Origin of the sequence: Sinomicrobium weinanense, from assembly GCF_018863395.1 — a bacterium.
Lineage (GTDB): Bacteria > Bacteroidota > Bacteroidia > Flavobacteriales > Flavobacteriaceae > Sinomicrobium > Sinomicrobium weinanense.
Genome location: NZ_JAHKRR010000006.1, coordinates 101152 through 120782 on the forward strand (window position 1 = coordinate 101152; position 19631 = coordinate 120782).

General features: G+C 45.3%; 8 protein-coding genes. All 8 read right to left on the reverse strand.

Annotated elements, in window-relative coordinates:
• Nucleotides 1-75: 75 nt before the first annotated feature.
• Nucleotides 76-2490 carry an ABC transporter permease gene (locus tag KN811_RS16475; protein WP_187963912.1) on the reverse strand — a complete coding sequence of 805 codons (2415 nt, stop codon included), beginning with the start codon at nucleotides 2488-2490 and terminating at the stop codon, nucleotides 76-78.
• 15 nt (nucleotides 2491-2505) lie between these two features.
• Nucleotides 2506-4878, reverse strand: coding sequence for an ABC transporter permease (locus KN811_RS16480; protein WP_187963913.1), 2373 nt, complete (start codon nucleotides 4876-4878; stop codon nucleotides 2506-2508).
• Between the two features lie 9 nt (nucleotides 4879-4887).
• Nucleotides 4888-7335 carry an FtsX-like permease family protein gene (locus KN811_RS16485; RefSeq protein WP_187963914.1) on the reverse strand — a complete coding sequence of 816 codons (2448 nt, stop codon included), beginning with the start codon at nucleotides 7333-7335 and terminating at the stop codon, nucleotides 4888-4890.
• Nucleotides 7336-7345: 10 nt separating this feature from the next.
• Nucleotides 7346-9712 (reverse strand): ABC transporter permease, encoded by a 2367-nt coding sequence (locus tag KN811_RS16490; RefSeq protein ID WP_187963915.1) that lies wholly within the window; start codon nucleotides 9710-9712, stop codon nucleotides 7346-7348.
• Nucleotides 9713-9787: 75 nt separating this feature from the next.
• A complete protein-coding gene (locus KN811_RS16495) occupies nucleotides 9788-12172 on the reverse strand; it encodes an ABC transporter permease (protein WP_187963916.1) in 2385 nt (794 codons plus the stop codon).
• Nucleotides 12173-12300: 128 nt separating this feature from the next.
• Nucleotides 12301-14724 (reverse strand): ABC transporter permease, encoded by a 2424-nt coding sequence (locus tag KN811_RS16500; RefSeq protein WP_187963917.1) that lies wholly within the window; start codon nucleotides 14722-14724, stop codon nucleotides 12301-12303.
• A gap of 12 nt (nucleotides 14725-14736) precedes the next feature.
• On the reverse strand, nucleotides 14737-17226 hold the full coding sequence (locus tag KN811_RS16505; RefSeq protein WP_187963918.1) for an ABC transporter permease: 2490 nt from the start codon (nucleotides 17224-17226) through the stop codon (nucleotides 14737-14739).
• Nucleotides 17223-19631 carry an ABC transporter permease gene (locus tag KN811_RS16510; protein ID WP_187963919.1) on the reverse strand — a complete coding sequence of 803 codons (2409 nt, stop codon included), beginning with the start codon at nucleotides 19629-19631 and terminating at the stop codon, nucleotides 17223-17225. The genes KN811_RS16505 and KN811_RS16510 overlap by 4 nt, the downstream gene beginning before the upstream one ends.

Genomic DNA, 19631 nt, shown 5'->3' on the forward strand with positions numbered 1-19631 from the left:
CAGTTATAGCAGATGGTTAAGAGCATGTTTAAAAAGGATTCAATCAATTAAACCTGTAACTTCCAAGGGGGGGCGTTATTCATTTTTCAATGCCTTCACCGGGTTTTCTACCGCAGCTTTTATCGTACGGATACTCAGGGTAGCGAAAGCGATCAGGGTGGCGATGGCCCCGGCAGCGATAAAGAACCAGGGGCTGAGGTCTATCCGGTAAGAATAATTCTGCAACCAGCTTTTCATAAGCCACCAGGAAACCGGGGTGATCACAACGAAGGCTATGACTACCAGTTTCAGAAAATCCTTGCTCAGCAAAACGGTAATGGTAGATATACCGGCCCCGACAACTTTCCTGATCCCGATCTCTTTGGCACGCTGGGCAATGGTGAGCAGGGAAATAGCAAAGATACCGATACAGCTCAGAACAATGGCAATGATGGATCCGCAGGTAATAATCGTGGTCATGATCTTTTCCCTGTCCAGGGTACGGTTAATGTTCTCATCCAGGTAAGATCCCAGAAACTCGGTATTGGGTTCTACTTTTTTCCATGCTTTTTCTACGGCAGACAGTGACTGTACCGGGTTTTCCGGGCTGACTTTTACATAGGCATAATCGAAACTTTTATCAGCGTTTAAAAAGAAGGTAATAGGTTGAATGGCCTGGTTGAGGTCTTGAAAGTGGTAATCCTTAACGATACCAACCACGGTATACTGAGTGGAATCAAATAAGCTGACCGTTGTATTGAGCAGGTCTTTTCCACCCATCTCATTAGCCATTGATTCGTTGATGATCAGCGACAGGCTGTCCCGGGAGAAATTCCTATCGAACGATCGCCCGGCAGCTAATTGAATATCCAGTGTTTTCAGATAATCGTAATCGACAACCAGTATATTGGTCTTGACCTCCTTGCCTTTATAGTCAAAACCAAATGCACTTGTACTTCTGATGCCGTCCCTGCCGAGCCCGAGATTGCTGTCAGCAGCAGAAATACTGAGGATATCAGGCTTCCCGGAAAGTTCATTTCGAAGCAGATTCACAACCAGCCGGGAGTCTTTTTTTCCGTTTAATGGTAAGGAAATAACCTGTTCCTTGTTAAACCCGAGGTCTTTTCCCATCATAAAGCGGAGCTGGCTATGCAAAACCAGGGTGCTGCTTATTAACAGGATGGCCAGGCTGAATTGTACTACCACCAGTACATTTCTCAAACGGTTCTTACGATCAACGCTCAACGAGCCTTTCAGGGTCAGTACCGTCTTCAGTTTACTCAGAATATATGCAGGGTATCCTCCTGCCAACAGGGTAATGGCCGTAAAAGCAAGTATAAAACAAAGAAGGCTTGCCGGAGAAGTGAGGTTTATAAACGTAGCCCCGGTCCGGAACAGTGTTTTAAAGGGCGGGAGTAAAATATTACTGAAAAGGATTCCCAGGATGAGGGCAGTGAGGAAAACAAAAACACTTTCGCTCCAGAATTGAAAGAACAACTGCTTTTTTTCAGCACCGAGGGTCTTTCTTACCCCGATCTCCCGAAGCCGCCCGGCATTGGTGCCTATGCTCATGTTTATAAAATTGACGCAGGCAATGAACAAGATCAGTGCTGCTACGCCCAGTATAAGGTACGGATAGGTTTTGTTTACCGAAACAGTCCCGTTGGCGGAGGTTATAAAACGCAGGTCTTTAAACGGAAACAGGCCCATCTGTATATATTGCCCATTGGAGTCCGGTTTGGCCCCGTCCCGTTTGAGCTTGTTGATGTCGTCGGCAAAATGGAGGTTGCTGAAGGCCCGGGTGTTTTCTTCGAATTTCTTTGCAGAGACGCCTTTCTCTAAGGTAAGGTAAACTTCGTGATTCCAGTGGTCCCATTTGTCCTTGATCTCATGATAACGCGGAGCGTTGGCAAAACTGACCGCAATTTCAAAATCGATGCTGCTTTGTTTCGTAATATCTTTCAGTATGGCAGCTACGGTAAAAGGCTTCTCTTTTCCGCCGATCGTGAGCATAAGGGTTTTGCCCATGGCATCCTCATCCCCGAACATGGCCTTTGCCGATCTTTGTGTGAGCGCTACGCTGGCCTTGGATTGTATGGCGTGCCCGGCATTACCCTGTATCTCCGGGAAGGTAAAAATAGAGAAGAAGTCGGGATCCGTATAGAGGATGTCAAAATAGATTTCCTTGTCTCCCGATGTGGCAACCACACTGGTTTCCAGATGACGTGTAATGGAAGCTACGCCCGGAACTTCTTCTTTCAGGGCACCGGCAAGAGGCATGGGATTGACGATGGAACCTTCAGGCCCTTTGGGGGTTTGCTGGGTACTATAAAGAAGATAGGTATTGTCGGATTTTTTGTGGAACTTGTTGTACGACAGTTCATAAATAGCCGTCATACTCAACAGTATAGCCACGACAAAGGCTACGGACAACCCCATAATGTTCAGCATTGTGAACGTTTTGTGTTTCCAGAGGTTTCTGAGCGCTATTTTAAAATAGTTTCTGATCATGTTTTTCTGTTTATTTTATTCGGTCCGTAAACTTTTTACCGGGTTGGCTACGGCGGCTTTTATCGATTCATAACTTACTGTGAGCAACGCAATGGCCGTTGCCACAACTGAAGCCAGTACAAATACCAGCCATCCTGCATCGACCCGATAGGCAAAACCATTCAACCAGCTATCCATGGCATACCAGGCAATCGGTATGGCAATGACGATGGCAATAAGGATAAGTTTGATAAAGCTCCTCGAGAGCAGGTACACCACATTAAAGACCGAAGCACCCAATACTTTACGTACACCGATCTCTTTGAATCGCTGTTCGGCCATGAAAGCTGACAAGCCGTACAAGCCCAGACACGAGATAAAAATGGCCAGCGCGGCAAACAGATTAAACAGGCTGCCCAAACGTTGCTCGCTTTTATACAAATTGTCCAGGTTCTGATCCAGGAAGCCGTAGGAAAAAGGGTATCCCGGATTTAAACGGGTGTTTATTTCTTTCAGCGCTTTGATCGTAGCTTCCGTAGATCCCGGCTGGCTACGGACCACTACGGTACCTCCCCAATCATTGAACCGCAAGATCATCGGCTCAATGGCCTGCTGTACCGGTTTGAAATTGAAATCTTCCACCACGCCGATGATGGTTCCCGACCGATCCCAGTAGGATATCGATTTGCCTACGGCAGTTGCCGCATTAAGCCCCATGATTTTAGCAAGTTTTTCATTGATGACATAATTAGTCGAATCACCTTTAAAATCGGAGGAGAATGCGCGACCGGAAGCCATTTTCATCTGGAACACATCGAAAAAACGTTCACTCACAGCCATATTTGGGACTATCAGTTGCGAATTGGGGTCTTTCCCTTCCCATTGAATATTGACATCGCCAGTCACGATATTGGTCGGCAAATAATCGGTAACCGTAAAATCGGCTGTTAATCCATTCCGTGTCAACTCATTTTTGTAAACATCCTGTTTATCCCAAATATCGCCACGCATCGGTACGTAAATCAAGTTTGATTTTTCAAAGCCAAGGTTCATGTTTCGGATATAGTGCAGCTGGTTGTATACCACAACGGTGCCGACCAATAATCCGATGGATACGACAAATTGCAGTACCACCAGCGTATTCCGAAAGACGAGATTGCCATTTCCACCGAGCTTTGTTCCTCCTTTTAAAACACTGAGCGGTTTGAAACCCGATAGGAATAACGCGGGGTAGCTGCCCGATATCAAGCCGGTAACCAATGCGATACCTATCAAGGTAAGTAACATTTTGATATCAAAAATACTAATTTCTAATGCCTTGCCCGATAAATAGTTGAAGGCTGGTAAGGTAAGCCAAACCAATGCAATGGCGATCAGGAGTGCGATTAAGGAAATCAGAATGGATTCACCCAGGAATTGGCCAATCAAGTGCCCGCGTCCGGCACCGATAACCTTGCGCATACCCACTTCTCTTGCCCGTCGTGCAGAACGGGCGGTGGACAGATTCATGAAATTGATGCAAGCGACGGCAAGGATAAAGATGGCGACAACAAAGAGAATATTGACGTATTGAATATTGCCATTTCCCGGCAATTCGATTTGGAGATTGGAATGCAGGTGAATGGATGTAAGTGGTTGCAGATGAAAGGTTGCTTTTAGTGCTGTATTGTGCAATTTGAAAAGATCATCCATCTGCATTTCCAATGCGGCCAGATTTGTTTTTGTTGGGTTGAATGTTTTATCGAACTGGATGTAAGCATAATAATTGAAATTACCCCATGCATTGGTGGTAAAGTCGGAGTTTGTGCTGGCAATTGCAGAAATCGGCATGATATAGTCGAACTGCAAATGGGAATTGGCTGGAATGTTTTTCAGCACACCCGTTACGGTTACCAAATCGTTGTCGTTCTTTTTCAGCGTCTTGCCGATCGGGTCTGTATGGCCAAAGTATTTTTTTGCCATATCCTCCGTGATCAGGATCGCGTCGGGACGTTGCATGGCAGTTGTTCGATCTCCTTTGACCAGCGGAAAAGAAAACACTTCCAGGAGCGTCGGATCGGCATAAAACCCCTGGTTTTCCTCAAACTTTTTGTCGCCATACTCCATTACATTCGTTGATGGATGACTGAAGCGTACGGCGTTTCTGATGGTTGAAATTTTGGATTTCAATGCTGGCGACATACCTGCGGGATTTACAGCAGCTTTGAATTCTTCCGTAGCCTCACAGGTTATGCGATATATTTCATCCGCATGAGCATGAAAGCGGTCATAGCTTTTCTCGTGCTGTACCCACAGAAGTATCAGTATGCTGGATGCCATACCCACAGCCAATCCCGCTATATTCAGCGCCGAAAAGGATTTGTGGCGAATGAGGTTCCTGAATGCTATTTTGAAATAGTTTTTGATCATGATTTCTGTTTATTCGGTTCGCAGACTTTTTACGGGGTTTGTCCGTGCTTTACTTAAGGTCCGTATACTCATTATCATCAGGGCGATGATCAACATGCATCCGCCGCTTGCCAGGAACACCCACCAACTCATCCGGGTCTTATAGGCAAAGTCTTGTAACCAGGCATTGAGACTCAGCCAGGCAATGGGTACGGCGATCACATAGGCCAGGCCTATCAATAGTAAAAACTCCGCACAGAGCAGGAAGTTGATCTGCATTAAAGAGGCCCCGAGTACTTTCCGGACCCCTATTTCCTTGGTACGTCTTTCAGTAGTATAAATAACCAGCCCCAATAAGCCCAGGCAGCTTATTAAGACCGATAGGGCAGTGGCCCAGTTTAGTAAAGTAGAGATCCTGCTTTCCTGCCTGTAGAACCGTTTTACCGTATCATCCATGAATTGCGGTCCAAAGTCAGAATCGGGATAAATCTCTTTCCATGTATTTTCAATCCGGGCCATGGCATCCGGCCAGTTTTCCGTATGCGCGGCCTGCAGGGAAAAATGAACAGTGTTGAACTGGGAATACCGGTTTCGATACCAATCGCCCACCAGGGCCATAGGCTCTATTTTTGATTTTAGCGAGCGTTGGTTAAAATCCTTCATCACACCGACTATGGAACTTCTGTCCTCATCGACGATCAATTCTTTTCCCAGGGCTTCTTCGGGAGAGTTGAACCCCAATATGTTCATATAAGTTTCGTTAATGATATATTCCCTGATAGTGTCGTTCAGCAATTTTCTCCCTGCCAGAAGTTCTATGTCGTAGAGGTCCATATACTTTGCGTCTCCGTATAGCAATTGTAAATTGGCATGTACTTCATTCTTTTCTCCCACATAGTTTGTGGTCATCGAATGCGTATTGAACGATGCCGGCGGATTGCCTCCGAGACTGACCTTCTGTATTTGCGGAATGGTCTTTATCTCTTCCATAAACCGGATACGCTTGTCCATGGATGCATCGTGCCAGGGGGTTCGTACAAAAGCAATAGCATCTGTTTTAATGCCCATGTCTCTGGACATTAAAAAGTGTATTTGTTTGCCCACCAGGAGGGTGGCGATGATAAAAACCTGGGCAATTACAAATTGGAATACGGTTAAATATTTGCGAAAAGAAGCTGTACCCCCGGCAGGCATAATCTGATTCTTTAGTACAGTTACGGGCTTGAAACCAGAGAGCACCAAAGCGGGGTAGTATCCGGATAGTAAAGACACGATGACAATCAATAGAAAAGCAAAAGCTATAATAAGCGGGTTGGCAAACAGATGAAATTGAACTCCGTCTGCCAGAAACCCGGAAAAGGTGTCGAGAAGCCAAAAAGAAAATAGTACAGAGATAAGGGCTGCAATACAAGTAAGCAGAAAGGTCTCGGTCAAAAACTGAAAGATCAGTTGCTGCCTGGAACCTCCCAGTGTTTTACGCACCCCTATTTCCCTGGCCCTGTAGGTAGCTTGGGCCGTATTTAAATTGATAAAATTAATGCTCCCTAAAATAAGCAGGAAGAAGGCAATACAGGACAACCCTATAAGGACCGGTTTGCTTGCCTGTCCTGTACTATAATCAAAAATACCGTAGTTGGGATTAAAATGGATGTCTTTTAAGGGTTGTATGTGAAATCTTCTTTTTTGCCCGAACTCCAGCAATTGCTTGTCCTCGTGTTGTTCGGCCAGGATATCTAACCGCTTTTGAATATCTGATATATCTGTGTTTTCCGCAGTTTTGATGAATAATTGCGAAGCGGAATTGGTATTGTTCCAGTTGGTATCAGCTACCATATCTTTCATATCGGATTGGGTGGCCGTTTGTAAGGAAAGAAATTCCTCGAAAATAAGGTCGCTTCGTTCTTTAAAATTGGCGACTACTCCCGTTACCTTTACAACAACGGAGTCGTTATAGACCAGCGTTTGTCCTATGACCTGTTGCGGGGTTAAGGAAGGGAAATACTTTCCGGCCCTTTTCCCGGTAAGGACTAATTCGTTAGGGTTGGCCAGTGCGGTTTCCGGGTTTCCGGCCAGCCAGTCATATTTGAATATGTCAAAATAATTCCCGTCGGCATATATGGCTTCTCCAGGATTTTTATAGGACTGTCTGGCCTGCCGGTTCTCCACCTTGAGAAAATCTGCCGTTATAAAAGCACTTACATGGGGCACCCCCGGAGTACCTTCTTTTAAAGTGGCTGTCAAGGGCCGGGGTACTCCGGAGTTATAAAACTTGCCTTCTGGTGAGATAAAATCGGAAGTAATACGGAAAATACGATCGCCATCCGGATGAAAGGTGTCAAAAGTAAGATCGTAATACACAGCCAGGCCTATAACAAAGGAAGCACATAACCCGATAGCAAGGCTAATGACATTGATCAATGAAAATAACCGGTTATTCCATAAATTCCTGAATGCTATTTTAAGATAGTTCTTTATCATGACTTTAAGTTTATTCTGTTTTCAGGGATTTTACGGGATTGGCCATGGCCGCCTTCATCGCCTGGAAACTCACCGTACAGAGGGCAATGCCGATAGCTGCCAATCCGGCGATTGTAAATACCCACCAGGAAATTTCAATCCGGTAGGCATATCCCGTCAGCCAGTGTTGTGTGATCCACCAGGCGATAGGTATGGCAATACCAATGGCTATAAAGACCAGTTTTAAGAAATCTATGGACAACAACTGAACGATCCGTTTTACGCTGGATCCCAGTACTTTTCTGATGCCAATTTCCTTTTGCCGCTGCTCTGCGGTGTATGCTGCCAGGCCAAAAAGCCCGAGGCAGGAGATTAAAATGGCCAGGAAGGCAAATACACGCGATAATTTTCCGATAAGCATTTCACTTGTGAACCTGGCATTGAAATCGTCGTCCACAAAACTGTACTCAAAGGGATAAGCGGGATTGTGTTTTTTCATGATGGCCTGCAAACTGCTGAGAGTTTCTTCGATATTAGCGTTGGCAGATGTCCGGATATACATGTAAGAGGAGTATCCTACTTCGTTGTGAAGAAATATGACCGGGTCACTACTGCCATACATATCTCCATAAACAAAGTCTTTGATCACTCCGATGACCTCAAAGCTGTTATCTCCGAGTTGTATGGTTTGCCCAACTGCGGCTTCGGCGTCTATGAGTTTGGCCAGGGATTGGGTGATAATGACCCGGGTACTGTCTCCCGGGTAGCCCGGGCGGAAATCCCGGCCTTCGATGATCTCCATTCCGGCAGTGGAAATAAATTCGGGACTGATGAACCTGTGGGAGACCAGGATATCGCCATCATTTTCATCCTTTCCTTTCCAGGTGACATCCGAAGTGTTATTACCGGTGGAAAGCGTCTCATAACTGTTCAGGGCCACATTTTCTACCATCCCGGTATTGAGCATATCCTGCTTGATATTGTTAAAATTTTTTTCCATTTCCCCGCGGACGTTCATAGTGATCAAATGATCCTTGTTATACCCCAGTTCCCGGTTCTTTACATGTTGAACCTGTTGATATACGATAATGGTGCTGATAATAAGTACTATGGAGACCGTAAATTGAGCGACTACCAGCCCCTTGCGGATAAATACGGCACTTCCCCGTGCAGACCTTATTCCTTTAAGGACCGCCACCGGTTTAAAAGCGGACAGGTGCAGGGCGGGATAATAACCGGAAAAAAGACCGCAGAATATGGTAATAAGAAGCAGGGCGAGTAGGTGTAAAGGCTTGTCAAGTCCGAGGACAAGCTGTTTTTCTACCATCAGGTTGAATTGGGGCAATGCCAGTTGCATTAATATAACACTGATCACAACAGCCAAAAAGGCCATGACCATGGCTTCCGTAATAAATTGCAGGACCAGTTTTCGTTTTTCAGCGCCCAGTACTTTGCGGACCCCTACTTCATTAGCCCGTTTTTCGCTTCGGGCAGTGGCCAGGTTCATAAAATTGATACAGGCAATGATCAGTATAATCCAGGCGATGGCCGTAAAAAGGCGAACATAGGTGATACGGCCGCCTGCCTGTTTACCATTTTCAAAATGACCCCGTAAACGCCAGTCGTTCATGGCAAATAAAAATGCTTCGGTATCAGTATCATCACTTGTTTTCTCTTGTATAAAACCCCTGAGTTTTTTGTCGATAGCAGTGACATCGGCCCCTTCGGCCAGTTCCATATAAGTGTCAACAGTATAGTTGTCCCAATACTGCATCCACTCTATATCCTTAGTATGGGGTTCGTAAGCTAAGAGCAAGTCAAAATTCAGGCTTACGTTTGGCGGGAGGTCTTTTACTACGCCTGTTACCTTATATTCCTGTGTATTGTCCAGTTTTAGTGTTTTTCCGACCACACGGTTGTCATCTCCGAAAAATTGCCTGGCCATCTTTTGGGTGATCACTATACTATGGGCATCTTGTAGTGAAGCGGCAGCACTTCCCTGTAAAAAATGTAAACTGAAAATATGAAGAAAGTCGGGGTCTACGTATAAGCCTTGTTCATAAATACCCTTATCGCCAAGACTGAATAATTTTTCACCTCCTTTAACCCTGGAAATATGCTTAACCCCGGGGACCTCTTCTTTAAAAGCAGGCGCCAGTGGTCCGGGAGTGGCCTCGAAAAAAGTACGCCATGTTCCCTCATATTTCTGGTTGGTGGGTACAGCATATATCTGGTCCTTATTCGGAAATACCGAATCAAAACTCACTTCGTCCTCTACCCAGAGAAAAATAAGCCCGGCGCAGGCAATACCGATAGCCAGCCCAAAGATATTGAGGAAGCTGTAGGTCTTGTTATTCCATAAGTTTCGCCACGTTATTTTAAAATAATTCCTGATCATGGTTTTCAGTTATCGTCCGCCTGCTGACGGACATTAATTTTATTGCGTTTAAAACCGTTTATACTGCCCCTCTGTTTATTCATCTCTCAACGAGTCCACCGGATTGGCCACTGCTGCCCTGATCGACCTGTAACCGACCGTAAATGCAGCTATTGCAAACGTAGTTCCGATAGCTAATATAAATACATTGGCCCCGATCTTTACCTGATAGGCAAAATCCTGTAAATACCTGTTCATACCCCACCAGGCGATAGGAGCAGCAATAACGAAAGCGATCAGCAACAAACGGGAGAACTCCCTGCCAAAAAGCCATAAGATCTGCGATATATTGGCACCGAGTATCTTGCGTACACCGATCTCCTTCGTCTTGTGTAAAGCCATGAATGAAATAAGGCCATACAGGCCCAGACAACCTATGAGGATGGCCACTAGGGCAAAACCCTGGATTAGCCGGAGCATGATGTTGTCCATTTCGTAAAATTCGGCAACTGCTTCATCCAGAAACTGATAGGAATACACGTAATCCGGATATGTTTCGTTCCAGATCTTTTCAAACTCGGCCATAGAAGCGACCAGCTCCTGACCGTTAAGTTTGATGGAGCAGTTTTGGTACCATTCTATTGATGATGCCACACAAATGGGGTCCTTTTCCGTATGGAACGAATAGTTATAGAAGTCTTTCATTACGCCGACAATAGTACCCGGGGCGGTTCTTCCGTTCACTGCGATCTTTTTTCCGATGACCTCTTCGGGGGTGTTCAGATTCAGTTTTTTGACAAAGGTTTCATTGACCAGGAACTCATTGACCGTATCCGAAGGGAAAATATTTCGCCCTGCAACCAATTCGATGCCGAATGTAGACAGGTACTGGTCATCCGTGTATTTCATGTTGATGGTCCAACGTTCGTCCTCCGGACGATTGTCATATTGCACACCGGTGTTGAAGTTCCGGTTCGAAGCCGGTGCATTGAAGTTGAGAGAGACACCTTCCACACCATTTACGGCTGCCAGCCGGTTGCCCAAGGTCTTCATTTTAGAAGTATTATCCTGCTCAGGGATGGGTAAACTTATGATGGCTTCTTTGTTGAACCCTAAGTCGGTTTGCCGGGCATAGCGGATCTGGCTCGCAATGATGATAGTACCAATGATGAGCACCTGCGAGATGGTAAACTGACCTACAACCAGGACGCGCCGCAGGGAGAAGCCACCAATTTCCTTTTGGGTGATCTTACTCTTCAGCGCCTCGATAGGCCGGAAACCGGAAAGCACCAATCCGGGATAAGAACCGGAAAGGAAGATGACAAATACAATAACACAACCCAGGAACAGCGGCATTTGCCAACTGCTTAGGAGTTGTAGTTGGACTTCCGATTGCAGTAATTGATTGATCACCGGTAGTACAACAATGGCCATGCTATAAGCCAGTATCGAGGCAAACAAGGTGATGATAGTGGTCTCTGCGATAAACTGCCAGAACAATTGGTTGCGCTTACTGCCCAATACCTTCCGGATACCGATCTCCTTAGACCGGTTCATCGCCTGTGCGGTTGCCAGGTTGGTAAAGTTGATCCCGGCAGTAATGAGCAGGAACAGGCCAATGAGCGATAAGGTCCACAAATAGTTTTTATTGATGTAACCGCCGAGTTCGGGGTTGAAGTGCACATCGTCCAGGGGCTGCAGGTTAAACTTCCAGATATCGGCATCGCGGCCTTCGTAATGGCTCGCGGATAAGCCAGCCAGCGCATTCCTTGCCTGGTCTGCATCCCCTCCTTCTTTTAGCAATGTATAGCAGTTTGAACCGGAATATACTCCTCCCCAAATATTTTCATCAGTATCATTTAACAGTTGATGATAAGAAACGAAGATCTCCTGGGTGATATCGGTATTACCCGGAAGGTCTTTTAGTATACCCTTGACCACATAATCCGTCTCATTATTGACTTTCAGGGTTTGGCCCATCGGGTCTTCATCGCCGAAATATTTTCTGGCTATTCGTTCAGTGATAAGAGCTTCGTTTGGTTGACGGAGTACGGTCTTGCTATCTCCCAGAAGCAAAGGGAAATCGAAGATGGAGAAGAATTCCGGTTCGGTGTAGGCTATTCCGGACGCCTCTTCAAATTTTTTATGGTCTGCTGATCCGGGCAGGGAAATAAGTGTATTCCGATAACTGACAATCCGTGCCGTGTGCTCCGCAAAACTAAGATCCGAACGAATAGCCTTTCCCAAAGGGCGGGGCACGCCGGAAGCGTACTCTACCGTTTCGTCGTGCCATTCCGTTACCAGGCGGTAAATACGGTCTTTATTGGAATGGAAGGTGTCAAAACTCAAATGATAACGCACAACAGCGAAGATCAGCAGGGCACAGGCTATGCCAAGGGATAAGCCCGATACATTGATTAACACATACGGTTTGTTCCTTTTGATGTTGCGCCACGCTATTTTAAAATAGTTTTTGATCATGGTTTGGTTGTTAGTTTTTTAGTCCTGGAGTTCTGGAGTTTTGGAGTTTGTTTTTTAATTTTCTGGTTCCTTTATGCTTTGCAATCTTTTGATCTGTTTTTCTCAATAACTCCATAACTTCTCAACTTTTATTCGGTTCTCAGGCTTTTTACGGGATTAGTGATCGCTATTTTCAGGGTTTTAATGCCAACGGCTACAACAACCAGGACAAATACCAGCAGTACCGGCAGGGCAAAAAGCCACCAGCTCATATCGATACGCATGGCAAAGTTGCTCAACCAGTTTCTTGTGAATAAGTAGGTCACAGGAACTCCAAGAAACACTGCAACGAGAACGGTCCGGAAAAAATCCTTGCTCAGCAACAGCAATACATTGGAGGTGCTGGCCCCGATCACCTTGCGGATGCCGATCTCTTTTTGCCGCTTCAGTACCGTAAAGGAAGCGAGGCCGTACAATCCGAGGCAGGCTATAATGATGGCCAGTACGGCTAGTACGGTAAATACATTCCGGAAGCGTTTATCTGCCTTTAACTGCATCTCGTAATTACTGTCCAGGAAAAAATAAGAGAACACCGTACCGGGGAACACCCTTTCATAAATGTTTTTGACATTTTTTATGTGATCTTCGGGCCTGCCTCCTGAAAACCTGATACTGGTAAATTCGGAAGACGTATTCTTAAAGCGATGAATGATAGGAATAAAAGGCGCTTTCGGGGATTCCTGATTGTAGTTTTTCAGTACCCCGCGTATGGTCCATTTTTGCTTCCACATCTCTATTTGTTTGTCAATGGCAGATTGCGGATCGGAGAGCCCCCACAACCGGATCGCTTCTTCGTTAACAATGATTTCGTTTTTTTCCGGAGTGGAGTTTTTATCAAAATTTCTTCCGGCGAGGAGCTGCATCCCCATAAGTGGGATAAATCCGTCATCTATTTGGGTGATATAAAAATTGTAATAATGCCGTTCAGTCGTCCCTGCAAGGGAAATACCCGGTGTAGTTGCCATTTCACTGCCCATCTGCCCGGGGACCGTTTCGGAAACGGATACATGATCTATATAGGACTGTGCCAGGAGTTCCTGTTTGAAAATATTACCGGTTTCGTCATTTCTGTTAAGCGGGGTTTCCGTTACGATGATCTGGTCCGGATTGATGCCTTTGTCCAATGTTTGCAGATAATCCAGTTGCTGTTTTACCGTAAAAGTTTGTATCAATAAGATCAGGGTAACCGTAAATTGGAAAACAACAAGCCCTTTACGTAACAGAACACCTTTACCGGAATGGGAAAAACTTCCTTTCAACACGGTGACAGGTTTAAAGGAAGAAAGTACAAGGGCCGGGTATATTCCGGATACAAAGACTCCTGTTACAAACAATGCGATAAACAAAATCCAGAAATAAGGATCGCCAAAAAGGGCAAAAGTTTCCGGGAGGCCGGAGATGGAAATAAACAGGTGCTTTCCACCCAGGATAAAGACAAAAGCAAGTAATACAGCTATAAAATTTACCATAAGCGATTCCGTCAGGAACTGTATTTTAAGCTGTGTTTTTGAAGACCCCGCAACTTTCCGGATACCGACTTCTTTTGCCCGGTCCAGGGCTTTTGAGGTAGCCAGGTTAATATAGTTTACAAATGCACTGACAATAATAAGCAAAGCCACACCCAACAGGAAAAACACGGACCGGGCATCTCCGTTGATTTCCGGTTCAAAGGTCTTTTTGGAATAAAGGTGAATATCTTTTATTTTCTGGCCGATAACGGCTTCGTTGGTTATTTTCTTTTCCTCTTCGAGTTTTTTACTGAAACTGGCAAGTGAGCGTGTGAATTTTTCATAATCCGTATGAGGCGCGAGCTGCACATAGGTAAAGGTGTTATTTCCATTCCAGTTGTCCTCTTTTTCCCCGAACCATTTTTGCATTGGTCCGGACAACATGGTGGGATAGGACAGGAGTATATCGAACTTTAAATGGGTATTGGCCGGACTGTCCGCAACCACCCCGACAACTTTAAATGGAATATCCCAGTTGTCTCTATAGATGTTCAGGGTTTTCCCGACTACCTGCTCGCGGCCAAATAATTTTAATGCAGTGCTTTTGGTCAGGACTACTTCATTGGGTTGCCGGAACAGCCCTTTTTCCGAGCCATGGATCAAAGGATATGTAAATAATTTAAAAAAGGAAGAATCTACGGCATAAGTCCTGTCTACGGTATATAGTTTGTCCCCGATTGAAACACCTACTTTGGGTTCCCCGATCTGGTATGCCCTGGTAAAATTCGTAACCTCCGTGAGTTCGTTGGTCATCAGGGGGCCTAAAGGTGAATAAGTTTCACTGTCCTGGGTTGTGACAGATTCCCCGTCGAAGTAATCCATAGTAAGCCTTACAATATCATCTGCATTTTCATGGGTATTCTCATAACTCAGCTCAAACCTCGCATATTGTACAATGAGCAGTGTTATGGCAAACCCGGTAGACAGGCCGATCAAATTGATCAAAGTAAAGCTTTTATCTTTCCGGAGATTTCTCCATGCTATTTTAAAATAGTTTCTGATCATGGCTTTTTTAGGTTATTCGGTTCTCAGGCTTTTTACGGGATTGGACATAGCTGCATGCACAGTACTTAAACCGACCACTAACAGGGTAAGCAATAAAATAATGACTCCTATCACAACAAATAACACTGCACTTATTTCAATATGATAGGAATAGCGCTCTACCCAGTTTTTCATCAGTAGCCAGGCCACAGGCGTGACAATAGCAAAAGCGATGATAACCAATTTCAGAAATTCGCCGGACAGCAATACCAATACCTGTCTGACAGAAGCCCCCAGGATTTTTCGTATACCAATTTCGCGGGTACGCTTCTCTACGGTAAAAGAAGCAAGCCCCACCAAACCGATACAGCAGATAAAAATGGCCAGGCCTGCGAACAGCTTTGATATCTTGCTGATGAGTTCTACTGTTAAAAATTTCTTACCGAATTCCTGGTCTACAAAATTGTATTCAAAAGGAAAGGCAGGGTTGTACTTTTTCATAATATCTTCTATGGAGCGCAATGCGTTTTGCGGCTGGATGCCTTGCTGTAAACGCAGGGTGAGGACGTCGAAGTAATCGGGATTACAAAATATCATATTTGGGTTAACTGGTTCGTGTGGAGACTCCATGACCACATTATTGGTGACACCAATAACCGTATAATTTTTATCTCCATACCGCATGTTCATTCCAACGGGGTTTTTTAAGCCCATGGCTTCTACTGCAGTTTTGTTTAACAGCATGGCAGATGAATCTGCCGGCATACCTGAAAAACCCTTTCCACTTAATAATTTGATCCCCATGGTTTCGGTGAAATCTGCATCTACATTTAGTCCTGAGATAATAATTTCACCATCTGTCGATTTGCCTTTCCAGTCCGGAGAGTCAGACCTCCACTGTATTTCCGTGATGGCCGCACCGGTCCTGGTCATTGCACTGACCATACCGGAACTCAACAATTCCTGCTTTATGACATCAAAGTTTTTTTGCATATCATCTGATGAAGGGAGCATAATGAGGTTGTTAGCATCATACCCCATATCCCGGGATTTAACATGTTGTATTTGCTGGTAAACAACGACCGTTGCCGAAATAAGAAAAATAGAGACCATAAATTGCCCTACGATCAGGACACGTCTTGATAGGATGGCGTTTTTACCTGCAGAAAATGTACCTTTTAAAACCTTTACCGGGTTAAAAGAGGAAAGGTATAAGGCCGGATAACTACCGGCGATGGCGCTGGTAAAGAGTATGATGATCAATGCTCCTGCCCAAAATAACGGATCTCCTAAACTTAATGACAAATCCTTGTTTACTAAGGTGTTGAATGAGGGTAATAGTATAAAAACCATTATAATAGCCAGAATAAAAGCACTAAAAGTAAGCAGGAACGATTCTGCGAAGAACTGCCGGACCAACTGTCTTTTGACCGCTCCCAAGGTTTTGCGTATCCCCACTTCCCTGGCTCTCTTTTCGGACCTGGCTGTAGATAAGTTCATAAAATTTACACAGGCGATCAGCAATACAATGACGGCAATGATCAAAAATAACCGGACATATGCTATCATTCCCCCGGTATTCTGTCCGTTTTTAAAATCACTGTACAACCGCCATTTATGCATTGGGAAGGCAAAATAAGTGCTTATTTTATCATTGGGGGAGTGTTGTTTTTTTATGGCGTCGATGCCTTTGTTGAGTTGAGAGACGGTCGCTCCCGGGGCAATTTGGACAAACACTTCCCAGGAAGAACTGATCCATTCGTCCATAGCCCGTTTTATAGCAGGGGTGGAGTAGTTAAACGGCCTGATAAAATCAAATTGGAAGGAAGAATTGTCCGGAGTATCGGCTATTACGGCAGAAACTATTACATCCTGCTGATTATTCACCCTGATCGTTTTGTTCAGGGGGTTTTCATTCCCGAACAAGGCTTTGGCCGTGGATTGTGTCAATACAATAGAAGAAGGGTCTGCGATAGCTGTTTCGGCATTGCCCAGGACAAATTCCCAGGAAAACATATCAAAAAAATGTTTGCTCACAGTACGGCCTTCCTTGGAGAGTCTGGTATCCCCATAAGACAATACACGGGACTGAGTATGGGTCGTAACTACGGCCTTTTCTACCTGAGGAGATTCCTTTTCAACAGCTTCCGCCAGGGGTAATACCATGTTGCTGTCGGTAAACACCTGGTTGTTATAATCGCGATGGGCGATCACCTGATAAATAGAGTCATAGTTACTGTGAAATTTATTATAGGTAACTTCATCCTTTACCCATAAAAGGATTAAAACTGCACAGACAATACCAGTGGTCAATCCTAACAGATTGATCATGGACTGGAGTTTGCTTTTCCAGATGTTCCTCCACGCTATTTTAAAATGGTTCCTGATCATTTTTTTCGGGTTGTTCAGTTGCTTTTGTTGTTGAGTTACTCCGTTATCGTGCTTTATAACTTCGTAACCTATCATCCTGAGCGAAGCCGAAGGGCAACAACGCAACAACCTATTAACTAAACTATCCATCATTCGGCCCGTAAACTTTTTACGGGGTTGGCTGTGGCTGCCTTAATAGCCTGAAAACCGACGGTAAGCAGGGTGATAACAAGCGCCAGCACGGCGGCCAGTACGAAAATCACCCAGCTAATTTCAATCCGGTAGTCATAATTGGCAAGCCATTGGCTGAGATAATACCAGGCTATCGGCACGGCAATAATACATGAAGTCATTACCAAAAGCACGAATTCCTTTGAAAGCAGGCGTAACAGGTTGGCCACGCTGGCACCAAGCACTTTACGGATGCCGATCTCCTTGGTCCGTTGTTCGGCCACAAAACTGGCCATGCCAAACAGTCCCAGGCAGGAGATCAATATGGCGAGTACGGCAAAATAGGATGACAGTTTGCCGATGCGTTCTTCGGCCCTGAATTTTTTTCCGAATTCTTCATCTACGAATGTATAATGAAAGGGGACATCAGCTACGTATTTTTTCCAAACCTTTTCGATACTGCTGATCGATTGGCTGGTGCTCTGTTCAGGGTTTAGTTTTATGACAATGTTCCGCATATAATCGTGGGAATCGAAGTGATAAATCGTAGGGCGTACCGGAGAGAACGGCGACTCCTGCAGGATATCACCGACCACTCCGATAATGTTATACGACTCGGTTTGTCTAAGGTTTTTCCATCGAAGCGTTCTCTCTATCGGGTTTTCAAACGCCATAATCCTGGCGGCTGATTCATTGATAATGACTGCCATGGAATCGGTAGTTCGCTCTCTTGAAAAATCCCTTCCTGCTTTAATTTTCCATTGCACGGTTTTGCCAAAATCAGGTGACACCCAGTTATTCGGAAAGTTAACAGTGAGGTTGGGGTCTTTACCTTCCCATTCAAAACCGCTATTGGAATTCCATGCATTGGTTAGCGAGTTGTATGACCCAGCCATTTCCTCAATGGCTCCTGCGTTTATGAGTTCCGTCCGGAACGCATCGAAGTGATCTTCTAACTCCTCCTGTGACCTCAGGTTTATCAATCCGGTTTTGGTATAACCCATCGGTCGGTTTTTTGCATACTGGATCTGTTGGTAAACAATAATAGTGCCGATGATGAGCATCACGGAAACCGTAAATTGTATAACCACCAACACTCTGCGGGGTGCAGACGCAAGCCGGCCGACCTTAAATGTTCCTTTCAGGACCTTCAATGGCCGGAACGACGACAGGTAAAGTGCCGGATAACTGCCGGCTAGTAATCCGGTGATAAAAACAAAGGCCAGGTTGGCCATCCAGAACAAAGGACTTGACCAAGGGATTCTGATCTTTTTGCCGGCCACCTCATTGAAAGAAGGCAAAAATAACACCACCAATAGCAACGACAATACGAAGGCCAGCAGTACAGTGATGTACGATTCGGCAAAGAACCTGCAAATAAGCTGCCAGCGGTGCGAACCTACGGTTTTGCGGATGCCCACTTCCCTGGCACGCTTTTCACTCCTGGCTGTGGCCAGGTTCATGAAATTGATACAGGCCAGCAGCAACACGAAGATGCCGACAATGCCAAACAACAGGACGTACCGGATGCTTCCACCCGTATTTACACCATTGCGGAACTCATTGTACAGGTTCCATTTACGCATGGGGTGTAGGAAAACAGTCCCTGCATGTTTTTGCTCTTCTTCCCCCAGGTTATCCAGTATCACATTCTTGATTTTCGCTGAGATCTTTTCCATGTCTGCCTGTTCGGTAACCTGTACAAAAATCCGGGAGAAGGCAAAATCCCAGTGAGCTTCCCATTCCCTGGCCCCCGGGTTTTGAATGAACCACAATGCCCAGGGCATAATGATCTCCACATCGCTGAATGAGGAGTTAGCCGGGAGATCTTTGTAAACACCTGTAACCTTTACCTCCTGTGCCTCCTCCTGGTTCCGGTCTATGGTGATGGTTTTATTCATCGGGTCTTCATCGCCAAACAGGGATTCGGCGACCGAAGCCGATAACATGATGGAATATGGGTTGTTAAGGCCCGCCCTCGTGCCTTTCAGCATATGCAATGTAAGCATTTCAGGAGCATCCGGATCAAAGAACACCCCATTTTTGTTGACACGCTTATCACCCACAGAGAGTAAATGGCTGTCATTCCATGATGCCTGCACCACGTATTTAAAATGGCTTCCGTATTTCGTTCTTAATTCCGAGGCCATTACTACCGGATTAGGATCCCCCGTTTTTACTTCTCCGTTATAATTGGCATGCTGCATGACCTGTGCTATGTAGTCATAATTTTTATGGTAGGTATTGAATGTCAGTTCACCGTGCACCCACAGACCGATCAGCATGGCCGTGGCCATGCCCACCGCAAGCCCACCAATGTTGATAGCGCTGTATCCCTTGTTTTTAACCAGGTTTCGCCAGGTGGTTTTTAAATAGTTTCTAATCAT